At 59.5% G+C, this 13,284-nt stretch carries 9 protein-coding genes and 1 tRNA gene; 5 read left to right on the forward strand and 5 right to left on the reverse strand.

Annotated features, from left to right (window positions below; all coding sequences use genetic code 11):
• Nucleotides 1-7 precede the first annotated feature (7 nt).
• The gene (locus BBAG_RS06530) at nt 8-1,273 is read right to left on the reverse strand and encodes a sensor histidine kinase (RefSeq protein WP_003827199.1); all 1,266 of its coding nucleotides are present in this window, start codon (nt 1,271-1,273) and stop codon (nt 8-10) included.
• 222 nt (nt 1,274-1,495) lie between these two features.
• Here BBAG_RS06530 and phoU point away from each other — a divergent pair, with 222 nt between their 5' ends.
• Nucleotides 1,496-2,176 (forward strand): phosphate signaling complex protein PhoU, encoded by a 681-nt coding sequence (phoU, locus tag BBAG_RS06535; RefSeq protein WP_003827201.1) that lies wholly within the window; start codon nt 1,496-1,498, stop codon nt 2,174-2,176.
• 242 nt (nt 2,177-2,418) lie between these two features.
• Nucleotides 2,419-4,299, forward strand: coding sequence for an oleate hydratase (locus BBAG_RS06540; RefSeq protein WP_003827202.1), 1,881 nt, complete (start codon nt 2,419-2,421; stop codon nt 4,297-4,299).
• A 252-nt stretch (nt 4,300-4,551) separates the two neighbouring features.
• Here BBAG_RS06540 and BBAG_RS06545 read toward each other — a convergent pair whose 3' ends face one another.
• From BBAG_RS06545 to lysS, 4 genes are all read right to left on the reverse strand, one after another.
• Nucleotides 4,552-5,106 carry a TetR-like C-terminal domain-containing protein gene (locus tag BBAG_RS06545; protein ID WP_003827204.1) on the reverse strand — a complete coding sequence of 185 codons (555 nt, stop codon included), beginning with the start codon at nt 5,104-5,106 and terminating at the stop codon, nt 4,552-4,554.
• Between the two features lie 120 nt (nt 5,107-5,226).
• Nucleotides 5,227-5,967, reverse strand: coding sequence for a phosphoglyceromutase (locus BBAG_RS06550; protein ID WP_003827206.1), 741 nt, complete (start codon nt 5,965-5,967; stop codon nt 5,227-5,229).
• A gap of 152 nt (nt 5,968-6,119) precedes the next feature.
• Entirely contained in the window at nt 6,120-7,220 is a 1,101-nt protein-coding gene (gene menA, locus BBAG_RS06555; RefSeq protein WP_047750300.1) for a 1,4-dihydroxy-2-naphthoate octaprenyltransferase, read from the reverse strand.
• A 350-nt stretch (nt 7,221-7,570) separates the two neighbouring features.
• Nucleotides 7,571-9,244, reverse strand: coding sequence for a lysine--tRNA ligase (gene lysS / locus BBAG_RS06560; RefSeq protein ID WP_003827211.1), 1,674 nt, complete (start codon nt 9,242-9,244; stop codon nt 7,571-7,573).
• Between the two features lie 261 nt (nt 9,245-9,505).
• Between lysS and BBAG_RS06565 the strand changes: the two genes are divergently transcribed.
• The 3 genes from BBAG_RS06565 (at nt 9,506) to BBAG_RS06575 (ending at nt 13,283) form a co-directional block, all read left to right on the forward strand.
• A tRNA-Pro gene (locus BBAG_RS06565) sits at nt 9,506-9,579 on the forward strand.
• Nucleotides 9,580-9,837: 258 nt separating this feature from the next.
• The gene (locus BBAG_RS06570; RefSeq protein ID WP_003827217.1) at nt 9,838-11,025 is read left to right on the forward strand and encodes an MFS transporter; all 1,188 of its coding nucleotides are present in this window, start codon (nt 9,838-9,840) and stop codon (nt 11,023-11,025) included.
• A 188-nt stretch (nt 11,026-11,213) separates the two neighbouring features.
• Complete coding sequence (locus BBAG_RS06575) at nt 11,214-13,283, forward strand: DUF4037 domain-containing protein (protein WP_003827222.1); 2,070 nt, start codon at nt 11,214-11,216, stop codon at nt 13,281-13,283.
• Nucleotide 13,284 lies beyond the last annotated feature (1 nt).

The raw sequence follows: 13,284 nt of genomic DNA on the forward strand, positions 1-13,284 counted from the left end.
GTGCCTTTCAACGGGCAAGCGGCAGCGTCATAGTGAACGTGCTTCCCTGGCCCGGTACCGACCATACCGACACGGAACCATGATGGGTGAGCGTCACGTGCTTGACAATCGCCAAACCGAGACCCACGCCATCGACCTTGCGCCCACCCTGATCGGCGCCACGGTAGAATCGCTCGAAAATATGGGACTGCTCGTTTTTCGGAATGCCCTTGCCCTGGTCAAGCACACGAATCAGCACATTATCGCCAAGTTCGCCAAGCCCGACCGAAACGCTGACGTACCCACCCCTCGGCGAATATTGGACCGCGTTCTCCAACAGTTTGGACAATGCGGTTCTGATTTGCGAGACATCACCGTTAATCGCCAACGAACGATCGCCCTCGACCTGTAGACGGACACCTGCATCACGAATAACGCCAGCCATGGAATCGACCACGTCGTTCACCTGTTCCATCACATTGATGCGATTGGCAGCGCTCGGCACAATAGGCTCCTGCGCCTTGATCAGCAACAGCAGATCAGCAACCATGTGATTCAGATGGCTACTGGCGGTACGCACCTCATGCGCCGCGGCATGCACACGCCCAACGTCAGGATCGTCGTGCTCAAGCTCGTCGGCGAGCCTGTTCAACGCCTCGGTCGGCTTCAGCAGCTGCTCGGACACGTTGACGATGAACGAGTCACGAATCTGGTTGAACCGTACGCTCTCACTGACATCATCCAGCAGTACGACCACATGATTGGCGTCTACACGCCCCACAGTGACGTTCAGCCAATTCGGCCGCTGCACGCCATACACGTCCACGCCCTCACTGCGTTCCAAAGGGTCGATGCTGGACTCGAACCGAGCGACCGTAGTGGTCTGGATATCGAACAGACGCCTACCGCCATGCTCGCGAACCTCGTGCACGGCGTCAAGCACCTTGTCGTTCACAATGCGATCGTCTCGCATAATGCCCAGACGGTACACCTCGGGATTCGCGCTGATCACCTCGTCATCATCGCCCACGATCAAAGACGCGCTTTGCAGAATCGACAGCAGGCCGAACGTGGATTGGTCAAGATTCGCATCATCGTCGTTCGCCGCACGTCTGCGCCTGACGTGATGAAGCCGCTCATCCAGCCATTCGGCTACGGACACCCCGCCCAGCCAACGTTCGATCAACGGTTCGACCCACCCCAGCACCATGGTGCCCAAGAGTACGATAATGCAAAACCCTACAACGGCAAACACCGCGAACACGATGAGCGAGGGAACGGGAGAATCAAGCATACGCCCATTGTTCCACACAAGTCATGCGTTGAAGACGCAACACACATACCGGTTTCGCAGCGGCCATGAATCACCCGTAAAGATGAACACCCGGTGAACTCCGAGTTGAACTGCACGCCAACTTCCGGTTGCCATTACGTGTCGGCTCTCACATGCTGGCAGCGCAGCGCATAGACTGGTACAAGACTGCACACAGCACATACGAAAGGCTGAACAAACACAATGCGCGTTATTTTCAACGAAGAGATGAAGGCCGTTGCCGACGACCTTGACCACATGGCACAGAATGTGCGCAAAGCCATTCGCGGAGCAGGTGAGGCTTTGCTGGGAACCAACGTCGAAGCCGCACAAGCCGTTATCGACGGCGATGCGGAGCTCGACGCGCTGCAGGAAAGCGTGGTCGACCAGTGCGTGAAGCTGCTGGCCAAGCAGAACCCGGTCGCCACCGACCTGCGCGTCGTGGTCTCCACCATGCGCCTGGCGATCACCTTCGAACGCATGGGCGATCTCGCCAAGCATGTGGCCGAGGCCTCCCGTCGAGCATACCCCGCGTCCCCGCTGCCTGAAGAGGCAAAGAACGCCTTCACTCAAATGCAGGAGTTCCTTGACGAAACCAGCGACAACATGGTGGCCATGCTGGCCGATCGCGACGCCAAAACAGCGGAACGCGTCATTCTGGACGACGATAAGCTTGACGAACTGCATAAGCAGACCTTCGAACTGGCGCTCGACGACAATGTGGAGATGACCCGCCAGCAGATCATCGACATCGTGCTGCTGGGCCGCTTCCTCGAACGTCTCGGCGACCATGCCGTTTCCGCAGCACGACAGGTGGTGTTCATCGTCTCCGGCTTCGATCCGTCCAAAAACCCCGGCCCGGATAAGGAAGGCATGACCGAGTAGCCAATCTCCTCCACAGCTCATCTTCTTATCGACACTGGCGAAGGGGTCGGATCACCAGCTGATCCGACCCCTTCGCCGTATCCCATCGTTCACACGCAGCCAACCGTCATTGCTTCCCCGTTTTTCTGACAATTCGCCCCGATTGCATGAAAACTAAACAGACCGCTTCATCTGTTCAAGGCAAAGCCAGTCGCCGAAGCGCATAATGGCAACAGCACGAAGCGTTTCCAAAGGAGGAAGCCATGTACTATTCCAGCGGCAATTACGAAGCATTCGCCCGTCCAAAGAAGCCGGCGGGCATCGACCACAAGAACGCGTACATCGTCGGCACGGGGTTGGCCGCGCTCACCGCAGCCTGCTACCTGGTACGCGATGCGCAGATGCCCGGCAATCACATCCACGTATTCGAAAAAGACCCGGTTCCAGGCGGCGCATGCGATGGCGCGAATATTCCCGGCTTGGGCTATGTGATGCGCGGTGGGCGTGAAATGGACAACCACTTCGAGGTGATGTGGGATCTGTTCCATTCCATCCCCTCCATCGAAACGGAAGGCGTGTCCGTACTCGACGAATACTACTGGCTCAATAAGGAAGACCCGAACTCTTCGCTGTGCCGCGCCACCGTCGATCAGGGCAAGGACGCCGGTACCGACGGCAAATTCGAACTGTCGGACGAAGCCTCGCAGGAGATCATGAAGCTGTTCTTCACCCCCGACGAGGAACTGTATGGCAAGAAAATCTCCGACTTCTTCGACGACAAGGTGTTCGATTCCAACTTCTGGCTCTATTGGCGCACCATGTTCGCCTTCGAGAACTGGCACAGCGCTTTGGAGATGAAACTGTACATCAAGCGCTACATCCACCACATCGGCGGCCTGCCGGACTTCAGCGCGTTGCGATTCACCCGCTACAACCAGTACGAGTCGATGATTCTGCCGATGATCACCTACTTGGAAAGCCATGGCGTGCAATTCCACTACAACACGAAGGTGGAGAACGTGGAGTTCGCCATCGGCGGTGGCGATGGGCCGGTACGTGGGAACACCGGTGTAGGACAGGACGAGATCCTCCTCGCACAGGCACAGTCCGGCGTGTTCGCGCGCAACCCGTTCAGTTCGAAGACCCGCAAGCAGGCCACACGTATCGATATCACCGGAGCCGACGGCGAAACCATCGGCATCGATCTGACCGAGAACGATCTGGTGTTCATCACCAACGGCGGTTGCGTGGAGAATTCCTCCATGGGTTCGCAGACCACGGCTGCCGCATGGACTCCGGAACTCAGGCCCGGCGGCGGCTGGGACATGTGGCGGCGCATCGCCAAGCAGGATCCGAGCTTCGGCCACCCGGACGTGTTCTGCGGCGACCCGGAACATTCGAAGTGGATGAGCGCCACCGTCACCACGCTCGATATGGAGATTCCACCGTATATTCAGCAGATCTGCAAGCGCGACCCGTTCACCGGGCACGTGGTGACCGGCGGCATTGTGACGGCGAAGGATTCCAACTGGCTGCTGAGCTGGACGCTTAACCGCCAACAGCAGTTCCACGACCAGCCAAAGGACCAGCTGTGCGTGTGGGTATACGGCCTGTTCCCCGACGAGCCGGGCAACTACGTGAAGAAGCCGATGCGCGACTGCACCGGCGAGGAGATCTGCGCCGAATGGCTATACCATATGGGCGTGCCGGCTGACAAAATCGAGGATCTGGCCAGGAACCACGCCAACACCATACCGGTGATGATGCCGTACATCGACGCGTTCTTCATGCCGCGCTCCGCAGGCGACCGCCCCGACGTGGTGCCGGATGGCGCCGTGAACTTCGCCTTCCTCGGCCAGTTCGCGGAAACGCCGCGCGACACGATCTTCACCACCGAATATTCGATGCGCACCGGCATGGAAGCCGTATACACGCTGTGCGACGTGGATCGCGGCGTACCGGAGGTGTGGGGCTCGGTCTATGACGTGCGCAATCTGCTCAACGCCGTGGTGAAACTGCGCGACGGCAAGCCGCTGAGCGACATCCATCTGAACTTGCTGGAGAAACTGGTGCTGAAGAAGGTCGGCAAGAAGATCCAGGACACCGACATTGCGAAACTGCTCAAGGAGACAGGTGTGAGGTGACATTTCAACGCCTTTATCGACCTGTTGTACCCTAAGTGGCTTATCTGCGGCATCCATAGGCGAAATCCTTGGGTAGGAGCGTTGGAATTCCAACGCTCCTACCCAAGGATCGCCGTTTTACAGGCCATGAATAAGCCACCTGGTTTTCTACCACCCCCAGAATCTGCCATTACTAAGACAGATAGCAGCATCGATGCCGCGCCCTACGGTGTTCAGCGCTCATCAGAGGCTCTTTTCGTGGTCTCCAACGTTCTATAGCGCAAATCGTTCCAGAGCACTGCGAAAATCGCCATGGATTATCGTGTCGATCTTATGGACGAGTGTTTCCGGATCGTCTTTCATATCGCCGGCCACCCAATCCAACATCACGCCGACGAAAGCGTATCGGAAAAAGCCCGCCACGAACCGCTTGTCCTCCTCACGCACCTGCAATCCTTCGGCCTTCTCGTCCACCACGGCACGCAGCAGGCCATAGGTGATGTCGTATAGGTAGCGTTCCACACGCTCCCGACTGACGCAGCGATACACGTTCATGACGAACGGCCTGTTCTCACGCACCAGGTTGAAAATGCTCAGCAACCCCTTCTGCCAAGTATCCACCGTACGATTGCCTGCCAATGCCTTGCCGACATCCTCCTGGCAGGACCATTCCACCAAATCGTAGATGTCCTGGAAATGATAGTAGAACGTCATACGGCTGATGCCGCAGTCCTCGCAGATATCGGTGACGGTGATCTTATTCAGCGGCTTTTCCAGCAGCAGTTTCTTCAATGACGATTCCAGTGCACGCTTGGTGGTTGAAGCCATGCATCCCTCCTCGTTCCGGTCTTCCCCGCCAGCGCATGCCCCCTCGCATGTCCCGGCACGCAAAAGCGGGAACCCTCACGGATTCCCGCTTATCACAGTTTTCCGTTCACACGGAACAGATCACTTCTGGCCCTGAGCGGCGACGGCGGCGGCACCGGCAGCGGCGGCTTCCGGATCCAGGTACTCGCCACGCGGCTTGATCGGCTTGAAGTTCTCGTCCAGCTCGTACAGCAGCGGCATTGCGGTCGGGATGTTGACCTTGGCGATCTCCTCTTCGGAGAGGTTGTCAAGCATCTTCACAATGGCGCGCAGGCTGTTGCCGTGGGCGGCGATCAGAACGGTCTTGCCGGCCTTCAGCTCCGGCTCGATGTCGGACTTGAAATACGGCTCGACGCGCTTGACCACATCGGCCAGGCACTCGGCTTCCGGAACCGGATCGCCGGTGTAGCGCGGATCGTTGTTCTGCGCGTACTCGTCGTTCGGATCGATCTCGGGCGGCGGGGTCGCGTAGGAACGACGCCACAGCATGAACTTCTCGTCGCCGTACTCTTCACGAATCTCGGTCTTGTTCTTGCCCTGCAGAGCGCCGTAATGACGCTCGTTGAGACGCCAGCTGCGCTTGACGGGGATCCACAGGCGATCGGCCTCGTCCAGCGCGACATTGGCGGTGTTGATGGCGCGACGCAGCATCGAGGTGAAGACGATGTCCGGGAGGACGTTCTTCTCCTTGAGCAGGCGGCCGCCGTTCTTGGCTTCCTCGACACCCTGCTCGGTCAGCGGGACGTCGACCCAGCCGGTGAACTGATTGGTTTTATTCCATGCGCTCTGTCCATGACGGAGCAGTACTAGTTTGTAAGTCATACCTGTCAGTCTACCGCCTTGTGCGGCCAACACAACCGTCGATGACGATTATTTGGTTACGGCCATGCAACAATTGTCATTCTGTTGCATGCCGTTTGCATCATCATGCAATCGCCGATGCTCAATGACGAAATCGTAAATGCAGGATGCAGCTACACCATGAAACCGACCTGACAGGCATTGAGCACGAACGCACCGGCTGCGACCAACGAGGTCATCGAGCACAATGGCAACGCCCGACGCCACTGGTCATGCCGGACGGCTGCGACGGCACGAGTAGCAATCGCCACACACCCTGCGATGGATACGAACGCCGCAAGGCTCATCCAATCGGCGTTTCCCCACGACCAGTCATCGCATATGCCATATTCCGTGCATGAACGGTCGCGATCCACCTCCGCAGGCAGTTCTATGAGCAGATCCAGAAGTCCGGCATACACCGATAATGGCATGGCGAAAACCACCGTCAGACCAGCAGCCCATCCCAGCGCACGCATGCACCAGCATTTGCCCTTCCCACTGCCGATGCGCACCATCAGCGTACGCTTGCCGTACGCGGCGTCATCTTCGAGATCGCGCAGGTTATTCACCATCATGACGCTGACGGACAACAGGCCGCAGATCACCGAACCGGCCGCTCCCGTCACGGTAATCGACCCGCTTAGCGCATACTGCGTGCCGAGGGCTGGAACCAACCCGAAGAATACGAATGCCGCAAGTTCGCCCAGACCCCGATATCCGTAAGGATGCCGACCGTTGGTATATCCCCAGCCCGCCAACAGACAGGTTGCGCCAAGCGCGATCAGCCACCAGCGACCAGTTATGACGACAGCGACCAGTCCGGCGGAACAGGCGGCTAAAGCGGCGACCGCGGCAGCCAGCAACACGCGACTGGGGTCAATTCCGGAAGCGACCAACCGCCGAGGTCCCGCGGCGTCACTGCCTCGTCGGGCGTCCGTGCCGCGTACGCCATCGGCATAATCGTTGAGATAATTCACAGCAATCTGCAGACCGACCGCCACCACGGCGCACAACATCGCAACGACCGCAAACCACGGCCGAGAAAACGCACAATGCCCCAGCACATCACCGGCATCACGCTCTTCCAGCAATCCTCCCGGAAAAGCCGGGCACGACCGCAGGCCACCCAAAGCATCCCACCGCCAACTGGCGGCAACGCCGACCAGAACCGGGGCAAGACCCAGCGGCAGCGTTTGAGGGCGAGCGCCACGAATCCAAGTCGATATTTGCATGGACACCATTCTATGTGCGGCCCAGTTTTCCTGGCGTCCCCATTGTTGAGTGAGCCATATGGATTCAAATTTACCATCGTCATTCTTAATCGGCGGCTGCTCAGACTGCGGAGGCCGCTCATCATGATTTTTTTGATGCGCACGCGGACCCGCCGCCAGCCAAAAACAGAAGGGACTGACGGCCGAGTAGGTCGTCAGTCCCTTCAGTCCGTATCAAGTTTATTGCGAACTGTGCTTCGCCTTAATTCAGTGGCTTCAACTGAAAAGGAAGGTTACGGCGGGAGAACAGCCCACAGGGCTGTTCTCTTGAACCGCCTTCACGTGAAGCCAATATGAATTAAGGCTTCGCCTTAATTCAGTGGCTTCACCAGCGGGAAGGTGATGGTCTCGCGGATGGTGGCGCCGGTCAAGGCAATGAGCAGTCGATCGATGCCCATGCCCATGCCGCCTGCCGGAGGCATGCCCACGCCGAGGGCCTCCAGGAAGTCCTCATCGATGTCGCAGGCCTCTTCGTCGCCGGCGAGCGCGTCCTTGGCCTGGGCCACGAAACGTTCGCGCTGCACGACCGGGTCGTTGAGCTCGGAGTAGCCGGTGGCCAGCTCGAAGCCGCGCACGTACAGATCCCACTTCTCGACCACGCCCGCCTTGGAGCGGTGGCCCTTGACCAGCGGGGAGGTCTCGACCGGGAAGTCGCGCACGAAGGTCGGCTCGTACAGCTTGTCCTCGTAGAAGTGCTCCCACAGGTGTTCGACGAGCTTGCCGTGGTTCTCCACGTCGTCGCGTTCCACGCCGAGCTTGTCGGCGATCTCGCCCAGGTGCTCCACGGAGGTGCCGGGGCTGTCCGGGCCGCCGTTCGGCACGATCTCCTCGCCCAGGGCTTCGGAGAGGGAGTCGTACATGCTGATGGTCTTCCATTCGCCGCCGAAGTCGTATTCGGTGCCGTCCAGCAGGGTCACCTTGTGGCTGCCGAACACGTCCATGGCGGTGTCCTGCACGAGCTGCTTGACGAGCGCGCCGATGGTGTCGTAGTTGCCGTAGGCCTGGTATGCCTCGACCATGGTGAATTCCGGGGCGTGGGTGGCATCGACGCCTTCGTTGCGGAAGTCGCGGTTGATTTCGAACACACGGTCGATGCCGCCGACGAGGCAACGCTTGAGGAACAGTTCCGGCGCGATGCGCAGGTAGAGGTCCAGGTCGAAGGCGTTCATGTGCGTGGTGAACGGACGTGCCGCGGCACCGCCGTGCACGGTCTGCAACATCGGGGTCTCGACCTCGAGGAAGTCATGGTCGGCGAAGGTCTTGCGCAGGGAGGCGACGGCCTTGGAACGGTTGCGCACCATGTTGCGGATCTTCTCATCCGCGATCATGCCGATGTACGGCTTGCGGGTACGGGTGTCTTCGTTGAGCTCCTTGTGCAGGGCCGGCAGCGGCTGCAGCGCCTTGGCCGCGATGGCCCATTCGGTGGCGAACACGGACAGTTCGCCGGTCTTGGAAGCAATCACACGGCCCTTGATGAACAGGTGGTCGCCCAGGTCGACCAGCTGCTTGAACTGCTTCAAGGAATCGGCGCCGATCTCCTTCTTGGAGATCATGCCCTGGATCTTGGTGCCGTCTCCGGCTGCGAGCTGCACGAAGCACAGGCCGCCCGCGTTACGCAGGAACAGTACACGGCCGGCAATGCCGACCACGTCCTCGGTTTCGTCGCCCGCTTCGAGCTTGCCGTCGTACTTGGCGCGGACCTCTTCGATGGTGGCGGTGACGTCGAGGGTCACCGGGTAGGGCTGGATGCCTTCCTTGAGCATCATGGCACGCTTGGCCACGCGCATCTGCACCTGCTCCGGGTGGGCCAGCGGCCCGAATTCCTTGTTGGATGGGTCGACGGCCTCGTCCAAGGTGGCGCCGTCGTTGATCTTGGCGCGGATGGCGCCATCCTGCGCAAGCAGCATCTCGGCGCGTTCGACAGTGGTCATATGAGGGGTGTTCTCGCCCTCTTCGTTTGCAGTGTTCTCAACAACTTCAGACATGATTGCCAAGTGTACGCAACACGGGCGATTTGGCACACGCTCGCGCATACCCTCGTCAGGCTATTCGCACTACCAACGCTTACGACCAACTGCAGCCGCGGCGAGAGGCCTTGCGGCACGAGGATCGTCGATTCATGATCCCCGACCACGCTCCTTTGACCCACGGATCACGCAATCGGCCTGATTCCAATGCGACACGCCGAACACTACTCGATTTGCATATATCACGAACCTTGCTGTAGACTGACGGACGTTGCCAAACGGGCTGTAGCGCAGCTTGGTAGCGCGCTTCGTTCGGGACGAAGAGGCCGCGGGTTCAAATCCCGCCAGCCCGACAACTAAGGCGGAACAGAAATGTTCCGCCTTTTTCTTTGCCCGAACCATCCCAATCCACCGACGCTCAGGCACTTCTTAGCGTCGATAGATTGAGAAACACCCAAACCACCGATGATTACTAAAGTTTCAGCGTCGGCGCATTGAGAAAGTAGGCTGAGCAACGCAACGCAACATGTCAACAAGACAAACCGCACAACCAACGAGTAGGCAGCATCACCCCACCTACCCATGCCACATTCCACGAGCATAAGGACCATATGAAGAAGAGCATCCTCGCGCTGGCTTCCGGCGCATTCATCCTCGGCGCCGCCGAATTCGTGATGATGGGCATCCTGCCGCAAACGGCAGCGTCCATGCATGTCAGCATTCCCGCAGCAGGCCATTACATCTCCGCCTACGCGATCGGCGTATGCTTCGGCACACTGATTCTGGTATTCGGGCGCAAGGTGCCGCCCAAGAACCTCATCATTCTGTTTATGGCCATCGCGCTGGCAGGCAACACCCTGAGCGCCATCGCCGTGAACTCCCCCATGCTGCTGGCCGCACGATTCATTTCCGGACTGCCACACGGCGCGTTCTTCGGCACCGCCACGCTGATCGCCAAAACACTTGCCGACAAAGGCAAGGAAGCGCAATCCGTGTCGATGATGGTGACCGGTCAGACCGTGGCGAATATGCTCGGCGTACCTGCGGGAACCATGCTCTCCGAACTGCTTTCCTGGCGCCTGGCCTTTGCGATTCTCGCCGCATGGGCGCTGATGACACTGTTCCTGGTCATCGTATGGGTTCCCTTTGTCGCTCCGATCAAGGATGTCGGCATCAAGGGCCAGTTCCGTTTCCTCACCCACCCCGGCCCATGGTTCATTCTGCTGGCCGTGTTCTTCGGCAACTCCGGCATCTTCTGCTGGTGGAGCTATGTGTCGCCGTGGCTGCAGAAGACGGGCGGATGGTCGTCCGCCATGGTACCGATGCTGATGGTGCTGGCCGGCTTGGGCATGGTGGTCGGCGGCATCGTCGGCGGCAGACTGACCGACATGTGGAAGCCGGGAGCCACCGCGGCGCTCTCGCACTTCATCGCCCTGTGCGGGCTGCTGCTGGTGTTCTTCATTCCTGGCAACCATATGACCACAGCGGTTCTGACATTCCTCATCGGCTTCGCATTGTTCTTCAACTCGTCGCCACAACAGCTGCTGATGGTGCAGGCAGGTGAAGGCGGCGGCGAACTGATCGCCGGGGCTGGCGTGCAGATCGCCTTCAACTTCGGCAACGCCATCGGTTCGATCGTCGGCGGCGCGGCACTGACCGCCACCTCGATGAACTACCATTTCACCGGCATTGCCGGCGCACCCATCAGCCTGCTCGCCGTGGCGCTTCTCGTCATCTACACCCGTCGATACGAAACGCACACCGACGCCATCAACCGTATGCGCGAAGTGCAAATGTGATGCGATCAAAGGGCGCGACGAGACCAGTTCATCCGACCGCCCGTTTCCATGGTCCAGCGTTTTCGAAGCCCGGTTCGCAGTCCAGCGAGTCGGGCTTCGTGCTGTGCGGCGAACCGCCGAACCGTATCGGCTCATACACTTAAAGGAGAAGCACGACGCATGCGATACGGCACAATCAGGGAGGGCCTATGGTCGACGAGGAAGCACTGCTGGCGCAATTCACCGCACAATTCGATCAGCAAACCGATGATTCCGACACCACACAAGCCGATTCGAACGATTCCGACAACATACCCGCTTTTGACGCCGACCGATTCCTGCAAGGGCTGGATGCGATATTCGCCCGCCATGCCGCGGCCAGCGAGGCCGCACCCTACTTGGAACAGGCCATGAGCGATGCGGAAAACGCCGAAGACGATGCCGGACTGCTCACCGTGCTCAACGAAACGATGGGATTCTACCGCTCCCAGGGGTGGCACGACAAGAACCAGTGGATCGTGCAGCGTACCATCGAGCTGGCGCTACGCATGGGATTGGAAGGTAGCGAAACCTGGGCCACGACGCTGATCAATTGTGCCACCGCGATGCGCGCCGCGAAACAATACGATCAGGCCGAAGACCTCTATACGCAGGCCCTGCATTGCGCCGAACAGGTGTTCAGCCCCGACGACCGGCGCATCGCCGCGTTGCACAACAATCTCTCCATGCTGTACAGCGAAACCGACAGGACGGAGCAGGCCGAGCACGAGCTCCGCAAGGCGATAGACCTGCTTGCATCCGCCAGCGAAAACCCATCCACCGACATCGACTTGGCAAGTTCATACACGAATCTGGCGCTGATGCTGCTTGCCGATGGGCAAATCGACCAGGCCGACCGCTATGCGCGCAAGGCACTTGCCATTCACACGGCGGCATGCAGGCAGGGCAAGGACTCAGCGCATGTCGCTTCCGCATTGGCAGGTATGGCACAGGTCCGGTTCGCACAGCAACGTTTCGGCGAGGCTGCAGGATACTATCGCAAGGCTCTGGCCGTAATCGAGAAGCGCTACGGCAGGGACACGGAGTACTGGCGCACCACCGATGGCAATCTGCGCCAGGCCTTGGATTCGGCGGCGAAAAACGGCCAGAAAGTCGGCATTCCCGCAGACATCAATGGCAACGCCGCGGATTGCACCGAGCCCGGCTCCGACTCCGCAACACTGTTGAGCGACGTGAATGGCATGAACGGCATGGAGATGGCCCGCAGGTTCTGGGAGCAGGCGGGCAAACCGATGCTGCAAAGCCGATACCCCGATTATGCGGAGCGCATTGCGGTTGGTCTGGTCGGCTACGGCTCGGAATGCTTCGGCTTCGATGATGCGCTGTCGCGCGACCATGATTTTGGGGCGCGGTTCTGCCTGTGGCTTACGGATGAGGATTATGCTGCCATTGGCACGGCGTTGCAGGAGGATTATGAGCGTATCGCCCACGCATGGCGTTCGGAACATTCCTCGGCTGATCTACCAGACTCCCCCGCCACTCCCCGCGCGCAGGGAACAATGCGCAGGGATGGCGTGTTCCGCATCGGCGATTTCTTCGAAACGCTTACCGGATACCGCGAGGCGCCACCGCAGGACGCACCGCATGAGTGGCTGGCACTTGACGAATCCACACTGGCCACCGCAACTAATGGCCGCATTTTCGCGGATGCACTTGGCATATTCTCCAAAACCCGCCAAGGGTTCACCTTCATGCCGGAGGATGTGCGGCTGTCCCTGATCTCCAGGCGTTTGGGCATGCTGGCGCAAGCCGGGCAATACAATCTGCCCCGTATGCTGCAACGCGGCGACGGAGCGGCGGCCATGACCAGCATCCATGAATTCACGCAGGCCGCCATATCGTTGGTTTTTCTGATCAACAACCCCGTTTCCGTGGGGTATGCACCCTATTACAAGTGGCGTTTTGCCGCGTTGCGCCGCCTGAGCAGGCGCATGGCGACGCGTCTTCCCGGCGTATGCATGCAGCTGGAAGAGATATTGCACCTCGCCTCGGCTGCATGCTTCGGTATGCCCGGCACCACGGCAAAGCACAAGGCCAGCACCACGGCAACACCGCCTGCGGATCGCATCAACACGATCATCGAACGCATCTGCGCGGATATCGTCGGCGAACTGCAGCGAGAAGGGTTGACCCGTTCGCAGGAGACGTTTCTGGAATGGCAGCGTCCCTATGTCGAGGAGCATATCGTCTCCGACGCCCCCTGTCTGCATAGTCTGTGAG

The sequence above is a fragment of the Bifidobacterium angulatum DSM 20098 = JCM 7096 genome, from assembly GCF_001025155.1.
In the GTDB taxonomy this organism is placed as follows: domain Bacteria; phylum Actinomycetota; class Actinomycetes; order Actinomycetales; family Bifidobacteriaceae; genus Bifidobacterium; species Bifidobacterium angulatum.

Excerpts from the sequence above, each read along its gene's own strand:
- lysS (WP_003827211.1), bottom strand. The coding sequence starts at position 9,244 with ATGTCTGAAGTTGTTGAGAACACTGCAAACGAAGAGGGCGAGAACACC.
- BBAG_RS06550 (WP_003827206.1), bottom strand. The coding sequence starts at position 5,967 with ATGACTTACAAACTAGTACTGCTCCGTCATGGACAGAGCGCATGGAAT.
- menA (WP_047750300.1), bottom strand. The coding sequence starts at position 7,220 with ATGCAAATATCGACTTGGATTCGTGGCGCTCGCCCTCAAACGCTGCCG.
- BBAG_RS06540 (WP_003827202.1), top strand. The coding sequence starts at position 2,419 with ATGTACTATTCCAGCGGCAATTACGAAGCATTCGCCCGTCCAAAGAAG.
- BBAG_RS06570 (WP_003827217.1), top strand. The coding sequence starts at position 9,838 with ATGAAGAAGAGCATCCTCGCGCTGGCTTCCGGCGCATTCATCCTCGGC.
- BBAG_RS06575 (WP_003827222.1), top strand. The coding sequence starts at position 11,214 with ATGGTCGACGAGGAAGCACTGCTGGCGCAATTCACCGCACAATTCGAT.
- BBAG_RS06545 (WP_003827204.1), bottom strand. The coding sequence starts at position 5,106 with ATGGCTTCAACCACCAAGCGTGCACTGGAATCGTCATTGAAGAAACTG.
- BBAG_RS06530 (WP_003827199.1), bottom strand. The coding sequence starts at position 1,273 with ATGCTTGATTCTCCCGTTCCCTCGCTCATCGTGTTCGCGGTGTTTGCC.
- phoU (WP_003827201.1), top strand. The coding sequence starts at position 1,496 with ATGCGCGTTATTTTCAACGAAGAGATGAAGGCCGTTGCCGACGACCTT.